Origin of the sequence: Candidatus Pantoea rara (assembly GCF_051136265.1) — a bacterium.
In the GTDB taxonomy this organism is placed as follows: Bacteria; Pseudomonadota; Gammaproteobacteria; order Enterobacterales; family Enterobacteriaceae; genus Pantoea; species Pantoea rara.
The window spans coordinates 1,389,444-1,406,389 of the sequence record NZ_CP194942.1 but is presented as its reverse complement, the minus strand read 5'-3'; the positions used below and the strand labels follow the sequence as shown (position 1 = coordinate 1,406,389).

Genomic DNA, 16,946 nt, shown 5'->3' with positions numbered 1-16,946 from the left:
AACAGCCCTTGCTTCATTAAAGGTGTAATGACGCTAAACGCAATATTTCGTTCTGCGTGGTCGTTTTGGTATCAACTATGCCTGCTACCAGTCCATTACTCATTACCAGAATACGATCGGTAATGCCTAACAGCTCCGGCATTTCAGATGAGATAATAATGATGCCCTTTTCTTTTTTCGCCAGCTCAGCAATCAGCTGGTAAATTTCGAATTTTGCACCAACGTCAATACCGCGTGTTGGTTCATCAAGCATCAGGATTTCAGGCTGGGTCAATAACCAGCGGCCAATAATCACTTTTTGCTGGTTACCGCCCGAAAGCGAACCAATTTGAGTATGGTGGCCTGGTGTTTTAACCCGCATTGAATCGATCACCCATTGGGTATCACTCTTCATGCGTTTATTATCCAGCAGTCCCATACTGTTTTTATATTTTTTGATATTGGAAATAAGCGAGTTAAAACCAATGTCGAGGAACGCATAAATACCGGTAGAGCGGCGCTCTTCCGTTACCAGCGCAAAGCCGTGGTTAATGGCTTCGTTGGCGCTGTGATTATTAATCGGTTTACCATGCAGTTTAATGGTGCCGCCCGATTTTTCGCGAATGCCAAACAGCGTTTCGACGATATCGGTACGTTTGGCACCCACCAGCCCGGCAATGCCGAGTATCTCCCCTTTACGCAAATCAAATGAGATGTCGCGAATGGATGGCTGACGCAGAGACGTCAGATTACGCACCTCAAGAATCGTCTCACCTGGCACGTTGGTGCGGTCAGGGAAACGCTGGTTCAGTGAACGGCCGACCATCATCGAGATGATCTTATCCATATCCAGCCCTTGCAGCGACTGGGACGTAATCCACTGACCATCACGCAGAATCGTGATCTCATCACACAGCTGGAAAATCTCTTCCATCTTGTGCGAAATATAAACGATGCCACAGCCGCGATCTTTCAGCTTACGAATAATCGTGAACAGGTGATTAACCTCTTTCTCGGTTAACGAGGAGGTCGGTTCATCCATAATCACAATTTTCGCGTCGTAAGAGAATGCTTTGGCAATTTCAATCATCTGCATCTGTGATACAGAAAGATTGGCAACTTTGTCGCGCGGATCGATATCGATATCCAGCTCGTCAAAAATCGCTTTAGTGTCATGGTACATTTTATTCTGATCGACAAAGAAGCCTTTGCGTGGATAACGCCCCAGCCACATGTTGTCCATCACGGTACGCTGCAGAACCAGGTTTAATTCCTGGTGCACCATCGACACGCCATTTTCCAGCGCCTCTTTGGAGCTTTTATAGTCGATTTCGTTACCCTGAAACAGGATACTGCCGGTATCTTTTTTATAAATACCAAACAGGCATTTTAATAAGGTGGATTTCCCGGCACCGTTCTCGCCCATTAATGCATGAACAGAGTGAGGCCGCACTTTCAAATTAACATTATCTAACGCTTTAACGCCGGGAAATGATTTTGAGACATTCGTCATTTCCAGCAAATATTCTCGCTGCGCGGTCGTGTTATCACTGGCCATATTTTACCTGGCTAAAAAACGGTGGTGACATAAAAAAGGCGCGACAGCAGCCGCGCCCGTAATCGATCTTATTTCACGAACTGAGACAGATTTTCTTTATCGACGGGTACGTAAGGAACACGGACGATTTTATCAACCATCTTGAAGTTTGTTCCGTCGGTAGCCGCTTTGCCGTTCGCCAGATTGTTGGCAATATCCAGTGTCGCTTTCGCCTGGTTTTCTGCATCGTTCAGCACGGTACCCGCCAGCGCACCGGATTTCACCAGCGCCAGGGCTTCTGGCAGTGCATCGACGCCGAAGACAGGGATTGAAGTCATGTTGTGCGATTTCAGCGCTTCAACTGCACCCATCGCCATCGCATCGTTGTTCGCGATGACGACTTCGATTTTCTTAGCATTCGGGCCTGACAGCCACGCATCCATCTTATCTTTAGCCTGCGCGGTATCCCACATTGCAGTATCCATCGCTAACTGCTGGGTTTTCAGGCCATCTTTGTTCAGCGTGTCGATCACATATTTGGTACGGGCTTCTGCATCAGGATGGCCCGGCTCGCCTTTCAGCAGCACGAACTGAATCACGCCATCTTTGTTCAGATCCCAGGCTGGCGTCGATTTCCAGTGTTTCTCGATCAGCTGACCCTGAATGATGCCAGACTCTTTAGAGTCGGTACCCACATAATACGCTTTGTCATAACCGGCCAGGACTTTGGCGTTCGGTTCTTTGTTGAAGAAGACAACCGGTACTTCATTGGCACGCGCTTTGTCTACCACTACTGCAGCCGCCGCCGGGTCAACCAGGTTAATCGCCAGCGCTTTAACGCCTTTTGCCATCAGCACATCAATCTGATCATTCTGTTTGGACTGGTCGTTCTGTGAATCATTCATCAGCAACTGCACGCCACCGATCGCTTTCGCTTCTTTCTCGATGTCTTTGCGCACCATTGACATGAAGTTGTCATCATATTTGTAAATGGTCACGCCGATACGGGTGTCAGCTGCGTGAGCGGTTGCACCAAACATCATGCTGGCAACCAGTGCTGTAAGCGTGAAAACCTTCTTATTCATGGTATCTCCGGTTTTATTATGCAGGGTCTTTTTAGCGCTACCGCGCCATAGAGGCGGCAGAGCAATCGGTAAAACAGATCGGCGCGTTGGCTAACGTAATGAGGAGGTTAAGCCATTCGACACCGTCTAAAACCTGACTTCCCTGTGCCAGAATGCTTCCTTGAAGAGGGGGTGAACCCTTTAACCGGCTACTGAGACCACAACTGATGCCGTTACACTGGCGTTACATAATGTTTCAGTCCGGTAAGACGCTGCCATCATAGTGAGAGCAATGTTAATTAACTGTGAATGTAATCACAGATTGAAAACGGTTACATGCCTGAATCGCCTGAATTAGTGACGGACTCCACATTTTGCCGCTGCGCCACCGAATGACGCCGCACCAGGGTGGGCATAAAGATGTGTGTTGCGGTGTCGTCCAGCAGTCCGGCCGCGCCCTGCAAAGCCAGTTCAGTCGCAATTTTTGCCATTGAAACAATGGGATAGCGAACGGTAGTTAACTGCGGGTCGGTGTAACGGGAAATGGGGATGTCATCAAAGCCAATGACAGAAAAATGCTGTGGTACCTGAATACCGTTGTCTTTCAGCGCAGTGAGTGCGCCCGCCGCCATGCCGTCGTTGTAGGCAAACACCGCAGTGAGGTTAAGATTGCGCCCCAGCAACTCTACCATCGCCGCTTCGCCGCCCTGCATGTCAGGCTCTGCGCTGGCTATCCAGCTCTCCTGCGGCCGGATACCCTGCTCTGCCATTGCCTGTATCCACCCTTCACGGCGCTGCGCGACATCCTCGATGGGATGACTGGAGCAGAGATAACCAATGCGGCTATGCCCTTGTTGTAACAACGTTCTTGAGGCCATCAGTGCGCCAGTGACATTATCCAGACTGACGCTGCGGTGTTCGAATCCAGGGACGATGCGGTTAATCACCACCATGCCGGGAACGTGCTGCATAAAGTCCGCCAGCTCAGCGTCCGGCAGCGTTTTCGCGTGCACTACCAGAGCGCTGCAGCGCTGACGGATCAGGACTTCAATAGCATGACGCTCTTTCTCTTCCTGATGCCAGGAGTTGCTGATTAACACGTGCTTGTGCACGCGTTGCGCCACGGTATCCACCGCCTTAACCAGTGCTCCGAAGAAGGGATCGGAGACATCCATCACCACTACCCCGATCGTGTCGCTGACCTGTGTCGCCAGCGCCTGGGCGTTGGCATTAGGGCGATAGCCCAGCGCCTCCACCGCCTGTAACACAGCGTCACGGGTATCAGAGGTCACGGCGTTGCTCTGGTTAAGGACGCGCGACACGGTCGCCACTGACACGCCAGCCTGACGGGCAACATCACGAATAGTTATCATGCAGCACTTCCAGAAAGGAAAAATAGGGCATCACGCCGGGTTATATACCGGCGCTATTCTGTCAGGGGCAGGAGGCATACAGCGTGAATTGCGTCACATCAATGAAAACGGTTACATACAATTATGTAACCTTTGTGATGGCTGTCATTATCCTGTGTTGTCCGTGAGGCGTGATTTACTGGCTGAGAGCAGCGTAAATCGCCGCCACAGCCATTCCAGTGGGCCCTGTGCGAAGAAATGTAACCAGATGAGTGAAAACAGGATATTGATAAGCCATACCGCAGGCACCATCATCACCAGTTCCAGCCGGGTGAAGTGCATATAGAAGCCAAAGCGGTAAAACAGCGTGGTGCAAATCAGCGACTGCAGCAGGTAGTTGGTCAGCGCCATGCGGCCCACACACTGGATGGCGTAGCTGATGCGCCAGCGTGCAATCTTCGGCCAGTAAGCCAGACAGAGCGCGGCATAGCCCAGACTGATCAGCGGACTGGCGAGGTCGCGCGGGGCCTGAAGGTAAAAAGCGGTCCAGCGGAACGCCCAGTGTAACAGCCATTGCGCTGCCACACCGGCCACCGCAATGCAGAATCCCATCGTCAGTAGCAGCGCCGCCGCCTGACGGTAATGCTGTGCAGGAAACTCGCCCGTCAGCCAGCCGCTGCGCAGCAGTGCGCCACCCATCATCATCAGACCCGCCAGCTGCCAGCCATACTGTGCCGCCAGCGCCATCAGCCCTGACGAGAGATGGTCCAGCCGGTTCTGTATCGCCTCCCAGCCGCCGGTGAGTTTCCAGTACTGTTCATATTGCAGATCGGCTGCGCCCGGCAGCCAGGAATGAGTCGGTTCAGGAGCGGAGATCGACCCAAACACCAGCAGTACGCCGCAACCCACCAGGTAGAGCAGAATACCGGTATTCATCAGGCTGCGGGTGGAGGGGACATCGCGCAGCACCCGCCAGACCACCAGTCCGATGATGCCGTAATCCAGCAGGATGTCGCCTTCCCAGAGAAAAATACCGTGCACAAAACCGATGAGGACCAGAATGGAAAGTCGGGCTGTGAGCCAGCGGCTACCGCGCGGCAGCTGCATTTGCAGACCCGCGCCAAATAACAGTGCGAACAGAGTGAGGAATTTGAGCTGAGCGAAGGTGTCAGAGAGCGCCCATGTCCAGGTATCGGAGAGACTGACGCTGCCCTGCCACGCCGGATTCAGGTAGGCAGCAGAAGGCAGGCCGAAGCCGACAATATTGAGCAGCAAAATGCCGAGAATGGCACAGCCACGAATGAAATCCAGTGCGTGATAGCGTTGCATGCGGCACCCTGCCCCATTGAGGCGGGCACCGTTATGCGCCCGCAGTTGACTCAACTATGGCGCACTGCGCGCAAAAATTCCTGGCGGGTATTCTGGCTGGACTTGAACAGGCCACCCAGTGAAGTCGTGGTGGTGGCGCTGGTCGCATCTTTTATACCACGCGCTTTGACACAGTAGTGCACCGCATCAATCGAGACAGCTACATTGTTAGTGCCCAGCAGCGTCTGCAATGCTACCAGAACCTGCTGCGTCAGACGCTCCTGCACCTGTGGGCGCTGGGCAAAGAACTGCACGATGCGGTTGATTTTCGACAGACCAATCACCTTTTCTTTAGGTATATAGGCGACAGTCGCTTTGCCATCAATGATAACAAAGTGGTGTTCACAGGTGCTGGTCAGAGTGATATCACGTACAGTCACCATCTCATCGACCTTCATTTTGTTCTCGATGACGGTGATTTTCGGGAAGTTGGCGTAGTCGAGACCGGAAAAAACCTCATCAACATACATTTTGGCGATGCGATGTGGCGTTTCCATCAGGCTGTCATCTTCAAGATCCAGATTCAGCAGCTGCATAATCTCGGTCATGTGCCCGGCAATCAGGCTCTTACGCGTTTTATCATCAATGTCGCGCGTCGGTGCACGTAACGGGGTTTCCAGTCCACGCGCAAGCAGCGCTTCGTGAACCAGGGCAGCTTCCTGACTTAGGGTGCTCATCTACTCTTCTCCGGCTGGTGTTGCGCCCGCGAGCTTTTGCCTGCGGGCCCTGTAATCAGGCGCGTATTGTGAAACTTTCTTTGCGGGGAATCCAGCAATCAATCAGATTGGCGATGAAAGCTTTTCACTCAATTCTTCGCCAGACCAGCAGGCCTGCCCAGACCAGGCTGACCCCGGCCACCCAAAGGGCTGGTTCCAGCCGATGTAACAGGGCCGTAGAGAGGAAAGAGAGCAGCGGGCCGACCAGCTGTCCGACCGCATAGCCCGTAGTCAGCAGGCCAGCCATGTAACGCAGATGATTGGGTGCCAGTTCACGGGCACAGAGCATCGACAGTTGCACCACGCTGAGGAAGCCGCCCCCCACCAGCAGCGCACCGGCCAGCAGGCCACTAAAGCCTGGCAGAAGCGCCGCGGCAAATACGCCCAGCGCCTGCGCCCAGAGCACCACCGCCAGCCGGACATGGCTGTGTCCCCAGCGCCGCGTCAGGATACCCAGCAGGATGCCGATCATCGCCGCGCCGCCGAATATCGGCCAGACAAACTGCGCGAAAATACCGTCAGGAAAACGCGTAGCGGCCATCTGCGACAAAAAGGTGGCAGGAAGAATGTAGCCAAAGCCCGCCAGGCTGTAACTCAGCACCAGACGTTTAAGATTGCGACTTAGCACCAGAGGCTCAGGTGCCTGTTCCGGACGATGCAGTTCGCCCCGCCGCGGCAGGTGACGGGTGATGAGCGCAATCAGCAGCAGTGCCAGCGCACCGTAAGCGGCCCAGGCCAGACCTGCAGAGACCTGCAGCGTGTGCAGCGCGACGCCCAGCAGACCGCTGACAAAAATGCCGCAGCCCGGCCCGGCAAAAACGGCCGCCGACAGCCCTGCCCGGCCATGCCGATGCAGCTGTTCATTGCTCCAGGCCGCTACCAGCACCATCGCCCAGCCGCTGGCCCAGCCAATCAGAAAGCGGATTACGCCGTGCAACCAGGGGCCCGTTGCCAGAGCGGAAAGCAGCGTCAGTATCACTGCGCCCCACACGCCTGCCTGCAGTCGCAACTCCACCCGCCGGTGCGCGCGCATGGCATCAAACGAGCCACACAGATAGCCAAGATAGTTGAAGGCTGCCACCAGGCTGGCACTGGTGAGTGTCAGCTGATGTGCCTGAATCATCAGCGGCACCTGCGGCGTAAAGGCGAAGCGCCCAATGCCCATCGCCACAAATAAAGTTAAAAACGCGCTGAGCGCGACGCGTAACGCCATTGCTGAACTCCTGTTGTTCTGCCCTGAGATCTCTTCTGACTTGCCAACAGCATGCAGGATGACTAAACTCACGGAAAGTGAATAATTTTAACCAACTTGCTTACGGGAAGAGAAGATATGGATTTAGTTCAGCTGCGTATGTTCTGTTCCGTCGCCGAAACCGGTTCTCTGGCACGCGCAGCAGAACAGCTGCATCGCGTCCCCTCTAATCTCACCACGCGACTACGCCAGCTGGAAGAAGAATTGGGTGTGGATCTGTTTATTCGTGAGAAGCAGCGCATTCGCCTGTCGCCGATGGGCCATAATTTCCTGAATTATGCGCAGCGTATTCTGGCGTTAAGTGAAGAAGCGATGAGCATGACCCGAACCGGCGAACCGGCGGGCAACTTTGCACTGGGCTCCATGGAGAGTACTGCGGCGACCCGCCTGCCTGGCCTGCTCGCCGCCTACCACCAGCGCTTTCCCAAAGTGGCGCTGTCGCTGATTACCGGCACCTCAGGCGAAATTATTGATCGGGTTCGCGAGGGCACCCTGGCCGCCGCGCTGGTTGATGGCCCGGTTTCCCATGATGATCTGAATGGCTGCATCGCCTTTCGCGAGGAGATGGTCCTCATCACCGGGCTGGATCATGGGCCGATCAGTACAGCGCGCGACGTGCAGGACGACACCCTGTTTGCCTTTCGCAACAGCTGCTCTTATCGGGTGAAGCTGGAGAGCTGGTATCGCGACAGCCAGACGGCGCCGGATAATGTAATGGAGATCCAGTCCTATCACGCCATGCTGGCCTGCGTAGCGGGTGGCGCAGGCGTCGCGATGATTCCGGCCTCAGTATTAAAGCAGATGGCGGACCGGTCACGGGTGCAGGCACATACCTTACCCGCGGCTTATCGTGATACCGCCACCTGGCTGATGTGGCGACGTGACGCTTTTACCCCGAATGTTGAAGCACTGAAATACCTGATTATTGAACAATTTGACGATCGTCCGCTCAATGATGAGCTGATTCACCCATTACAGGCGGCGGAGTAAGCGTTCCACGCTATGTTTACATTATCACGACCACCCGGCGCCATTGTGCGCGCCACTCTGACTGAAAGAGGGATTGTATGAACATGATCAAAACCCGTGCCGCTGTTGCCTGGGCTGCTGGCGAACCACTGAAAATTGAAGAAGTGGATTTGATGCCGCCGCAGAAAGGTGAAGTGCTGGTGCGCATTGTCGCGACAGGCGTGTGTCATACCGACGCCTACACCCTCTCCGGCACTGACCCGGAAGGTGTTTTCCCGGCGATTCTCGGCCATGAAGGCGGCGGCATCGTGGAAGCCGTGGGCGAAGGCGTAACCAGCGTCGAAGTGGGTGACCATGTCATCCCGCTTTATACCCCGGAGTGCGGCAAATGTAAGTACTGCCTGTCGGGCAAAACCAATCTCTGCCAGGCGATCCGCACGACCCAGGGCAAAGGCCTGATGCCGGATGGCACCACCCGCTTCTTTAAAGATGGCAAACCGATTTTCCACTATATGGGTACCTCGACTTTCTCTGAGTACACCGTTATTCCGGAAATCTCGCTGGCGAAAATAAGTAAAGAAGCGCCACTGGAAGAGGTTTGCCTGCTGGGTTGTGGCGTCACAACCGGCATGGGCGCAGTCATGAACACCGCCAAAGTGAAAGAAGGCGACACCGTGGCAATCTTCGGTCTCGGCGGCATCGGTCTTTCTGCGGTCATCGGCGCGAAAATGGCGAAAGCCGGCCGCATCATCGCGATTGACCTCAACACCAGCAAATTCGATCTCGCTCGCAAGCTGGGTGCTACCGATCTGATCAACCCGAAAGATTATGATAAGCCCATTCAGGATGTGATTGTCGAGCTGACCGACGGCGGCGTGGATTTCTCGTTTGAATGTATCGGCAACGTGAACGTAATGCGTTCCGCACTGGAGTGCTGCCACAAAGGCTGGGGCGAATCTGTGATTATCGGTGTCGCGGGTGCCGGTGAAGAGATCTCCACCCGTCCGTTCCAGCTGGTAACCGGTCGCGTCTGGCGCGGTTCCGCCTTTGGCGGCGTGAAAGGCCGTTCACAGCTGCCGGGCATTGTGCAGGATTACCTCGACGGTAAATTTGCGCTGAACGACTTTATTACCCACACCATGCCGCTGGAAGAGATCAACGATGCCTTTGATTTAATGCACGAAGGAAAATCGATTCGCTCGGTCGTGCACTTTAACAAGTAATCAGGAGGCGTTATGGCATCTACTCTGGAGCTACTGGAAGAACACCGTATTTTTGGTGGCTGGCAGCAGCGCTGGCGTCATCAGTCAGCCGTGCTGAACTGCCCGATGACCTTCAGCATCTATCTGCCCACCCCGCACGGTGATGCACCGCCGCCGGTCGTCTGGTTTCTGGCCGGGCTGACCTGCAACGATGAGAACTTCACCACCAAAGCGGGCGCGCAGCGCGTTGCGGCGGAACTGGGTCTGGTGCTGATTATGCCAGATACCAGCCCGCGCGGTGATGAGGTGGCGAATGATGAGGGATATGATCTGGGCCAGGGCGCGGGATTTTATCTCAATGCCACCCAGCAACCCTGGGCGAGCCATTTCCGCATGTTCGACTATCTGAGCAGCGAGTTACCCGCCCTGATTGCGGATAATTTCAAGGTCAGTGAACGTCAGTCGATCATGGGTCATTCTATGGGCGGACACGGGGCGCTGATGCTGGCGCTGCGACTGAGTAACCGGTTTGCCTCGGCTTCTGCCTTTGCGCCGATTGTGAATCCGATGCAGGTGCCGTGGGGCCAGAAAGCGTTTCAGGCCTATCTGGGCGACGATCGTGCGGCGTGGCGGGAATATGACAGCTGCCAGCTGATGGCGGAAGTATCTCATCGGTTGCCGATGCTAATCGATCAGGGCGACAGCGATCAGTTCCTGGCCGATCAGCTGCAACCAGAGCGGTTAGAGGAAATCGCCCGCGAGGTGGGTTTCCCGCTGACGCTGCGTATTCAGCCAGGTTATGACCATAGCTACTTCTTTATTGCCAGCTTCGTGGAAGATCATCTGCGCTTCCATGCGCAGCATCTGCTGGCGTAGTAACTCATCAGGGCCGCAATTGCGGCCCTGAATTTTTCTGCATACTGTACTGCCGCAAACGCGGGCTCAACGCCAGGCCTCGCCCGACTCTCAGACCAGTGCCGGCCCCGTCAGCCCATCGATCATCACCTGCGGTATGCCGCGCGAGCAGTGTTCGATTCGGCCATTGACGCCATACACTTTTGCCAGCGTAGCCGGCGTAATCACCTTATCCGGTTGCCCTTCCGCCACCAGTGCGCCCTGCTTCAGCATCAGCGCATGTTGCGCATGGCGCAGTGCGATGTTGATGTCATGCACCACCACCACCGTCACAATATTGCGCTGGGCAGTTTCACGGCGTACCAGATCCATGACGTGGAACTGGTAATTAAGATCCAGCGCACTCAACGGTTCATCCAGCAGCAGCAGTTCAGGGCGACGGATCAGGGACTGCGCCAGCCCGACCAGCTGCTTCTGACCGCCAGAGAGCTGATCGAGGTATCGCATCGCCAGATGGGCAATGCCAAGCTGCTCCAGCAGATGCATGATCTCCGCTTCGCTGCTGGCGCTATGCAGACCACCGGAGGCACGCTGCGCCACGATAATCGATTCCAGCACATGCAGATGCACGCCCGCAGGCAGCGATTGCGGCAGATAGACCACATTCTTCGCCCGGCGGGCAAACGGCTGGGTCATGAGATCTTCACCGTTGAGCCACATCTCACCCTGGCCTTTATTCAGACCGGCCAGCGCGCGCAACAGCGTCGATTTACCACAGCCATTTGGCCCCAGCAGCACGGTGATTTCACCGCGTGGCAGCGGCGCGATATTGAGATTATCAATGACTTTATTTTTTGGATAACCGGCACTGAAGCCGCGTAACGTCAGACCCTGTTCCATCATACTGTCCCCCGATGACGCAGAATAATACTCAGGAAGAACGGCACGCCGATCAGTGAGGTGACGATGCCAACCGGGATGATTACGCCGGGGAGGAGGTTTTTCGACGCGACCGACGCCAGCGACAGGACCAGCGCACCGACCAGCGCACTGGCAGGCAGATAGAAGCGATGATCTTCACCAAACATCATGCGGGCAATGTGGGGTGCGACCAGGCCGATGAAACCGATGGGTCCGACAAACGCCACGGCCAGCGCCGAGAGAATACTGATACGCAGCAAGGTGGTCAGGCGCAGACGACGCACATCAATGCCAAAGCTCACTGCGCGGTCTTCGCCCAGACGCAGCGCCGTCAGCTTCCAGCTGCTCATCATTGAGAACGGCACCAGGATGACCAGCGCCACAGTCAGTACGCCCAGCTTCTCCCAGGAGGCACGCGCCAGGCTGCCCATGGTCCAGAACACCAGGCCCTGCAGCGTGTCTTCGCTGGCGATGAACTGCATCATCGAGACCAGCGCGTTAAAGGTAAACACCAGGGCGATACCGAACAGCACCACACCTGCAGAGGAGACCTGCGTCCAGCGGGTCACCGCATCCAGCATCAGCGCAGCAAACAGCGCAAACACAAAGGCGTTGGCAGAAATTAACCACTGATCGGGTATGCCGGGAATACCTACGCCAAGAATGATCGCCAGCGCGGCTCCGAACGCCGCCGCCGATGAGACACCCAGCGTAAACGGGCTGGCCAGCGGATTGTTCAGGATGGTCTGCATCTCTGCACCCGCCAGACCCAGCGACAGCCCCACCACCAGCGCCATCAGCGCATAGGGCAGACGAATGTCCCAGACAATAACGCGGGTGCCGGCATCGACGCTGTCGGGGCTGAGCAGCGTATTCCACAGCGTTTCAAGGGAGAGTCCAGCCGGACCCAGTGTGAAGTCGAGGATCAGCGAGGCGACAATTGCCACCAGTAATACGCCAATCCAGACCAGGCGGCGGCGCAGCACCTGATGGTAATTTTGCATGGTGTGGTGAAGCGTCTCTTCCCCCGCCAGCAGCGAAGTTTCGGTAGTCATGTTTGAACCCTGTGTGGCTATCACGTCAGAAAACGCAGCCACAATAGTGCAGGTGATAATAATTATCAATTCGAGAACATAAGCGAGACGTGAAAAAACAGAAAAAAACGGTGTTGTTATGGGAAGGATACTGGCTCCGGATCCAGCATGGTGACCCGTGTGCGCAAGGTCCGCAACTTTCATGACCGTAATAAGCGAAAAACTAACGCTGGTTAGCGGACTCTGCGCCGTAAAGGTATGGCATCAAACGCTATGCTGCGCGCAGTGGTGATAATGACCCGGACAGTCTGCGAAGAATGTCCGGGGTAAGGCATTAAGGCAGGGTTTACTTAAGGTGTTCCTTAAGCTCCGCAGACGCCTGGCCAATCGCTGTGCGCACTGCAGGCTCTTTACTCAGCGCATTCAGCAGCCCAAAGTCATGGATCATGCCGTTATAACGGGTGACGGTCACCGGCACGCCAGCGTTATCCAGCCTGCGCCCAAAAGCTTCGCCTTCATCGCGTAATACATCCAGTTCAGCAGTCTGAATAAGCGTTGGTGGCAAACCAGCCAGTTGGGCCTGGGTTGCACGCAGCGGAGAGGCCAGAATGTTATTCCGATCTTTTTCTGAAGGCGTGTAGTTGTCCCAGAACCATTTCATCATATTCCGGGTCAGAAAATAGCCGCTGGCAAACTGCTTATAGGAAGCATCATCAAAGCTGGCATCAGTAACAGGCCACAACATGACATCATAACGAATGGACGGTGCATTGTTCTGCTTAGCCTGAAGCGCGACAGCAGCGACCATGTTGCCGCCGACACTGTTACCGACCAGTGCCAGTCGCTTGCCGTCTACGCCAATTTCATGACCGTTTTCGGCCACCCATTTTGTTGCTTCATAAGCCTGTGTAATGGCGACCGGATAATGGGCTTCCGGGGAAGGATCATAATTCACAAATACGGCAGCAGCGCCGGACTCATTCACCAGATCCCTTACCAGACGTTCATGGGTCGGGAAGTCACCCAGCACCCAGCCTCCCCCATGGAAGAACATAAATACGGGCAGCACGCCAGAACTGTGCTCAGGTTTTACGATCGTCAGTTTGAGCGGTTTACCCAGTGCTGTAATGGTTTTTTCAGAAATTTGTGCGGGTGGCAGCAACGCCCCCTGTTGAGCACCCGTTAACACTGCGCGCGCCTCGACAGGCGCTAAGGTTTCGATGGGCTTGCCACCGCTGCTGTTCAGAGCTTTAAGAAAGGCGGCAACACCGGCGGTAGGTTGCGGCAGATTCTCCGCCGGGCTTGCCCATGCTGAAGCGATCTGGCTGGCTAATAATAAAGCTCCTGCAGTGAGTTTCACGTTCATTTCTGGCTTCCTTATATTCATTATTAAGTAGCGTGCTATTTAGTTTGAGCAGAATGACAGGCCGCAGTCACATTGCAAACAACTAAATAGCGCGCAAGTTAATATTTAGCGCTGACAGACATGTGATGGCGATGATCAAGGGGTTCAGAAGTGAGGTGCGCATCTGGATGGCGTAGCTGGCATTTCTATACACATAGCCTCGTCGGCCAGGTTATTGATATCCGCATAACGGTTTACGGTGGGGTTGACATCAGTGAAGCGGAGTTTCTGTTGACGACGCCTGACTCAATAAAGATTTGAGAAGCCGCAGCGGGGGCGAATACGCCCATCGCTTTACGCTTATCGCTGGTCTGTAAAGGCGGTTTCTGGCGCCGCGCTGCAGCGCCAGATCAGCATTACTCTTTATGAACAGGGAACTCCATCTCGCTGTACTTCACGAAATGGCTTCCGCGCGTCAGCTTGTAGCCGAACCAGATAATCAGGAACAGCGGAAGGCCGATGTAGGTTGCCGCCACGCCATACCAGTCAATGCTGTCGTTAAGGAAGGCCTGATAATTCTGACCCAGCGTGATGATCAGGCAGAGCACGAAGGCGAAAATCGGTCCCAGCGGGAAGAAACCAGAGCGGTAAGGCAGATCGTTCAGGTCATGTCCCTGAGCGACATAGCCGCGACGGAAGCGATAGTGACTGATAGCAATACCCAGCCAGGCGATAAAACCGGTCATCCCTGAGGTATTCAGTAGCCACAGATACACTTCCTGATTACCAAATTTAGAGGTCAGGAAGCACAGCCCGGCCACCACGGTCGTCGCCCATAAGGCATTGCGCGGCACGCCGCCCTTAGAAAGCTTCGCGAAAATACGCGGCGCTTTGCCTTCGCTGGCCAGGTTGTAAAGCATACGCGTTGATGCATACATGCCGGAGTTACCGGCTGACAGCACCGCCGTCAGAATCACCGCATTCATCACCGCAGCCGCAGAGAGCAGACCGGCGTTCTGGAACACCAGAGTAAACGGGCTGACGCTGATATCGTCGATGTCGTTATGCAGCAACTGCGGATCGGTGTACGGCAGGATCAGACTGATAATCAGGATGGCAAACACATAGAACAGGAGAATACGCCAGAAAATCTGCCGCACCGCGCGCGGGATATTTTTCGCCGGGTCTTCAGATTCGCCCGCCGCGATACCGATCAGCTCGGTGCCCTGGAAGGAGAATCCCACAATCATCGCCACGCCAATCATCGCCGCAAAGCCACCCGCAAACGGCGCATCGCCTACCTGCCAGTTCTGCCAGCCCGCATGCTCTGCACCGCGCATAATGCCGGTGATCATCAGCACACCAACAATGATAAAGATGATCACGGTGGCGACTTTGATCAGTGAGAACCAGTATTCTGCCTCGCCAAAGCCTTTCACCGAGATGTAGTTAAGCAGGAATATCAGACCCAGGAAGAGTGCGCTCCAGATCCAGCCAGGTGTGTCCGGGAACCAGTAGGTCATCACAAGCTGTGACGCGACCAGGTCAACCGCGATGGTTACCGCCCAGTTGTACCAGTAGTTCCAGCCGAGCGCGAAACCAAAGCCCTCTTCGACATATTTTGCACCGTAGGTGGCGAAGGAACCCGATACGGGCATGAAGGCGGCCAGCTCACCAAGACTGGTCATCAGGAAGTAGACCATCAGGCCGATGAGCATATAGGAGAGAAGTGCCCCGCCAGGGCCAGCCTGCGCGATGGTTGCGCCAGAGGCGACAAACAGGCCGGTACCGATGGAACCGCCGATGGCGATCATCGTCAGATGACGGGCTTTTAACGCACGTCGTAATGCAGGTTGTTGTGTTGTTTTTGAGTCATTATGCATGTGTTAACGCTACGCTGGGTAAAAATGAGGCGCGATTGTAGCAGCCAGACCGACTCTGTATAGCGATGCCATGCTGTTATAAGTTAAGTTCATGATCGCGCCCGAATTATTAGCGGTCACTCACGGCAATAGGACAAAAAGCGCGTCAGTGCCTTTGAAATATGCTTCTGCCGGTGATGAATGCGGTAGAGCGTCCGGGTCAGACGCGGTAACGGAATCGCCAGCTCTGTCAGCGTTCCCGCCTCCAGCAGATCGGCAATCACCCGGCGCGAAAGACAGCTGATGCCCATACCGTGTCGCACCGCATGCTTGATCGCTTCGGAGTTGCCCAGTTCCATGCCCAGCTGAAAACTTGGCAGGTGTGACAGGAGCAGATAATCGACGATTTCCCGGGTGCCCGAGCCACGTTCGCGCAGGATCCACGGCGCTTCCGCCAGCGTTTTCAGCGTCACTGGCTGTTGCAGGATCGCGGCGTCAGGCGCGGCAAACACGACCAGCTCATCTTCCAGCCAGGGTTCGCTGACCAGCTCGGTCATATGGCACGGCCCTTCAATCAGACCGACATCTACACGAAAATCGGAAACCGCCTGAATCACATCCTGACTGTTGCCAACACTCAGCTCCAGGGGCAGACCGGGAAAATCACGACGATAAGCCGCCATCATGCCCGGCAGCAGATAGTTACCGATGGTGCTGCTGGCGAAGATGCGGATCGCGCCGTTATCCTCTTTGAATAGTTGCTCAATTTCACCCGCCTGCTCCAGCAACCCGACCGCTCGCGGATAGAGCAGCCGGCCGTGCTCATTCAATACCAGCCGCTTGCCGACCCGATCAAACAGCTGCACGCCGATCTGACTTTCCAGATCGGCCAGTGCCGCGCTGACTGCCGACTGCGATAGCGCCAGCAGTTGTGAAGCCTGAGTTGTGGAACCACTCTTCAGCACTTCGGTGAACACTTCGATTTGCCGCAGCGTAATGTGCATCGTCGCCTCTTAACTCAGTGAATGCCTGACCAGGTAAATGATTATCGCCAGCCAGATCAGCCCTATTACCCCCAGCCAGCCAGCGATTTTTTTGCCACGGGAACGCTGGGATTGCGCCCGCTCGCTGCTGCTGATGCGCACCTCACGCGGCAGCAACCGCAACAGCACCATGACCCCCATGGGGATGATGACCGCGTCATCCAGCAGTCCGACGAAGGGAATGACATCCGGGATAAGATCGATCGGGCTGACACCGTAGGCGACCAGCCCCAGCATCACCAGCTTGTTCCACCAGGGCGTGCGCGGATCGCGAAAGGCGAACCACAGCACAAACACATCTTTTTTGATCAGCGTTGCCCAGCGGCGCAGACGCGAAACTATCATGATTGCTGCCTTATCGTTTATTCTGGTCAATTATAAATATATTATCAATTTCACTTTTAAGCCAGCGACCCTCATGATCATGACTCAACCACGAGGAGTGAC

15 protein-coding genes are annotated in these 16,946 nt (G+C 55.2%); 3 read left to right on the top strand and 12 right to left on the bottom strand.

Annotated features, from left to right (window positions below):
• Positions 1-16 precede the first annotated feature (16 nt).
• The 6 genes from mglA to ACR8BF_RS06655 all read right to left on the bottom strand — a co-directional run bounded on the left by mglA (position 17) and on the right by ACR8BF_RS06655 (position 7,229).
• Positions 17-1,537, bottom strand: a complete 1,521-nt coding sequence (mglA, locus tag ACR8BF_RS06680; RefSeq protein ID WP_313700400.1) for a galactose/methyl galactoside ABC transporter ATP-binding protein MglA — start codon at positions 1,535-1,537, stop codon at positions 17-19.
• A 68-nt stretch (positions 1,538-1,605) separates the two neighbouring features.
• Positions 1,606-2,601: a galactose/glucose ABC transporter substrate-binding protein MglB gene (gene mglB, locus ACR8BF_RS06675; RefSeq protein ID WP_179895273.1), complete on the bottom strand. Its 996-nt coding sequence runs from the start codon at positions 2,599-2,601 to the stop codon at positions 1,606-1,608.
• A gap of 311 nt (positions 2,602-2,912) precedes the next feature.
• On the bottom strand, positions 2,913-3,953 hold the full coding sequence (gene galS / locus ACR8BF_RS06670) for an HTH-type transcriptional regulator GalS (protein ID WP_292992146.1): 1,041 nt from the start codon (positions 3,951-3,953) through the stop codon (positions 2,913-2,915).
• 147 nt (positions 3,954-4,100) lie between these two features.
• Positions 4,101-5,261 carry a DUF418 domain-containing protein YeiB gene (gene yeiB, locus ACR8BF_RS06665; RefSeq protein ID WP_179895271.1) on the bottom strand — a complete coding sequence of 387 codons (1,161 nt, stop codon included), beginning with the start codon at positions 5,259-5,261 and terminating at the stop codon, positions 4,101-4,103.
• 50 nt (positions 5,262-5,311) lie between these two features.
• Positions 5,312-5,977 (bottom strand): GTP cyclohydrolase I FolE, encoded by a 666-nt coding sequence (gene folE / locus ACR8BF_RS06660; RefSeq protein WP_179895270.1) that lies wholly within the window; start codon positions 5,975-5,977, stop codon positions 5,312-5,314.
• 124 nt (positions 5,978-6,101) lie between these two features.
• On the bottom strand, positions 6,102-7,229 hold the full coding sequence (locus tag ACR8BF_RS06655; RefSeq protein ID WP_434745748.1) for a YbfB/YjiJ family MFS transporter: 1,128 nt from the start codon (positions 7,227-7,229) through the stop codon (positions 6,102-6,104).
• A gap of 117 nt (positions 7,230-7,346) precedes the next feature.
• On the opposite strand from ACR8BF_RS06655, the gene ptrR reads away from it, so the two are divergent.
• From ptrR to fghA, 3 genes are all read left to right on the top strand, one after another.
• A complete protein-coding gene (ptrR, locus tag ACR8BF_RS06650; protein ID WP_179895268.1) occupies positions 7,347-8,258 on the top strand; it encodes a putrescine utilization regulator PtrR in 912 nt (303 codons plus the stop codon).
• Between the two features lie 77 nt (positions 8,259-8,335).
• Positions 8,336-9,460 carry an S-(hydroxymethyl)glutathione dehydrogenase/class III alcohol dehydrogenase gene (locus ACR8BF_RS06645; protein WP_010248270.1) on the top strand — a complete coding sequence of 375 codons (1,125 nt, stop codon included), beginning with the start codon at positions 8,336-8,338 and terminating at the stop codon, positions 9,458-9,460.
• Between the two features lie 12 nt (positions 9,461-9,472).
• A complete protein-coding gene (fghA, locus tag ACR8BF_RS06640) occupies positions 9,473-10,315 on the top strand; it encodes an S-formylglutathione hydrolase (protein WP_292992143.1) in 843 nt (280 codons plus the stop codon).
• 90 nt (positions 10,316-10,405) lie between these two features.
• Here fghA and ACR8BF_RS06635 read toward each other — a convergent pair whose 3' ends face one another.
• From ACR8BF_RS06635 to ACR8BF_RS06610, 6 genes are all read right to left on the bottom strand, one after another.
• Positions 10,406-11,194, bottom strand: a complete 789-nt coding sequence (locus tag ACR8BF_RS06635) for an ABC transporter ATP-binding protein (RefSeq protein WP_434745924.1) — start codon at positions 11,192-11,194, stop codon at positions 10,406-10,408.
• The gene (locus ACR8BF_RS06630) at positions 11,194-12,270 is read right to left on the bottom strand and encodes a FecCD family ABC transporter permease (protein WP_434745747.1); all 1,077 of its coding nucleotides are present in this window, start codon (positions 12,268-12,270) and stop codon (positions 11,194-11,196) included. The genes ACR8BF_RS06635 and ACR8BF_RS06630 overlap by 1 nt, the downstream gene beginning before the upstream one ends.
• 325 nt (positions 12,271-12,595) lie before the next feature.
• On the bottom strand, positions 12,596-13,615 hold the full coding sequence (locus tag ACR8BF_RS06625) for an alpha/beta hydrolase (RefSeq protein WP_292992141.1): 1,020 nt from the start codon (positions 13,613-13,615) through the stop codon (positions 12,596-12,598).
• Between the two features lie 395 nt (positions 13,616-14,010).
• Positions 14,011-15,477: an amino acid permease gene (locus ACR8BF_RS06620; RefSeq protein WP_292992140.1), complete on the bottom strand. Its 1,467-nt coding sequence runs from the start codon at positions 15,475-15,477 to the stop codon at positions 14,011-14,013.
• A 116-nt stretch (positions 15,478-15,593) separates the two neighbouring features.
• Positions 15,594-16,460 (bottom strand): DNA-binding transcriptional regulator YeiE, encoded by an 867-nt coding sequence (yieE, locus tag ACR8BF_RS06615; RefSeq protein WP_179895262.1) that lies wholly within the window; start codon positions 16,458-16,460, stop codon positions 15,594-15,596.
• A gap of 9 nt (positions 16,461-16,469) precedes the next feature.
• Entirely contained in the window at positions 16,470-16,844 is a 375-nt protein-coding gene (locus ACR8BF_RS06610) for a YkvA family protein (RefSeq protein WP_434745746.1), read from the bottom strand.
• Between the last annotated feature and the right edge of the window lie 102 nt (positions 16,845-16,946).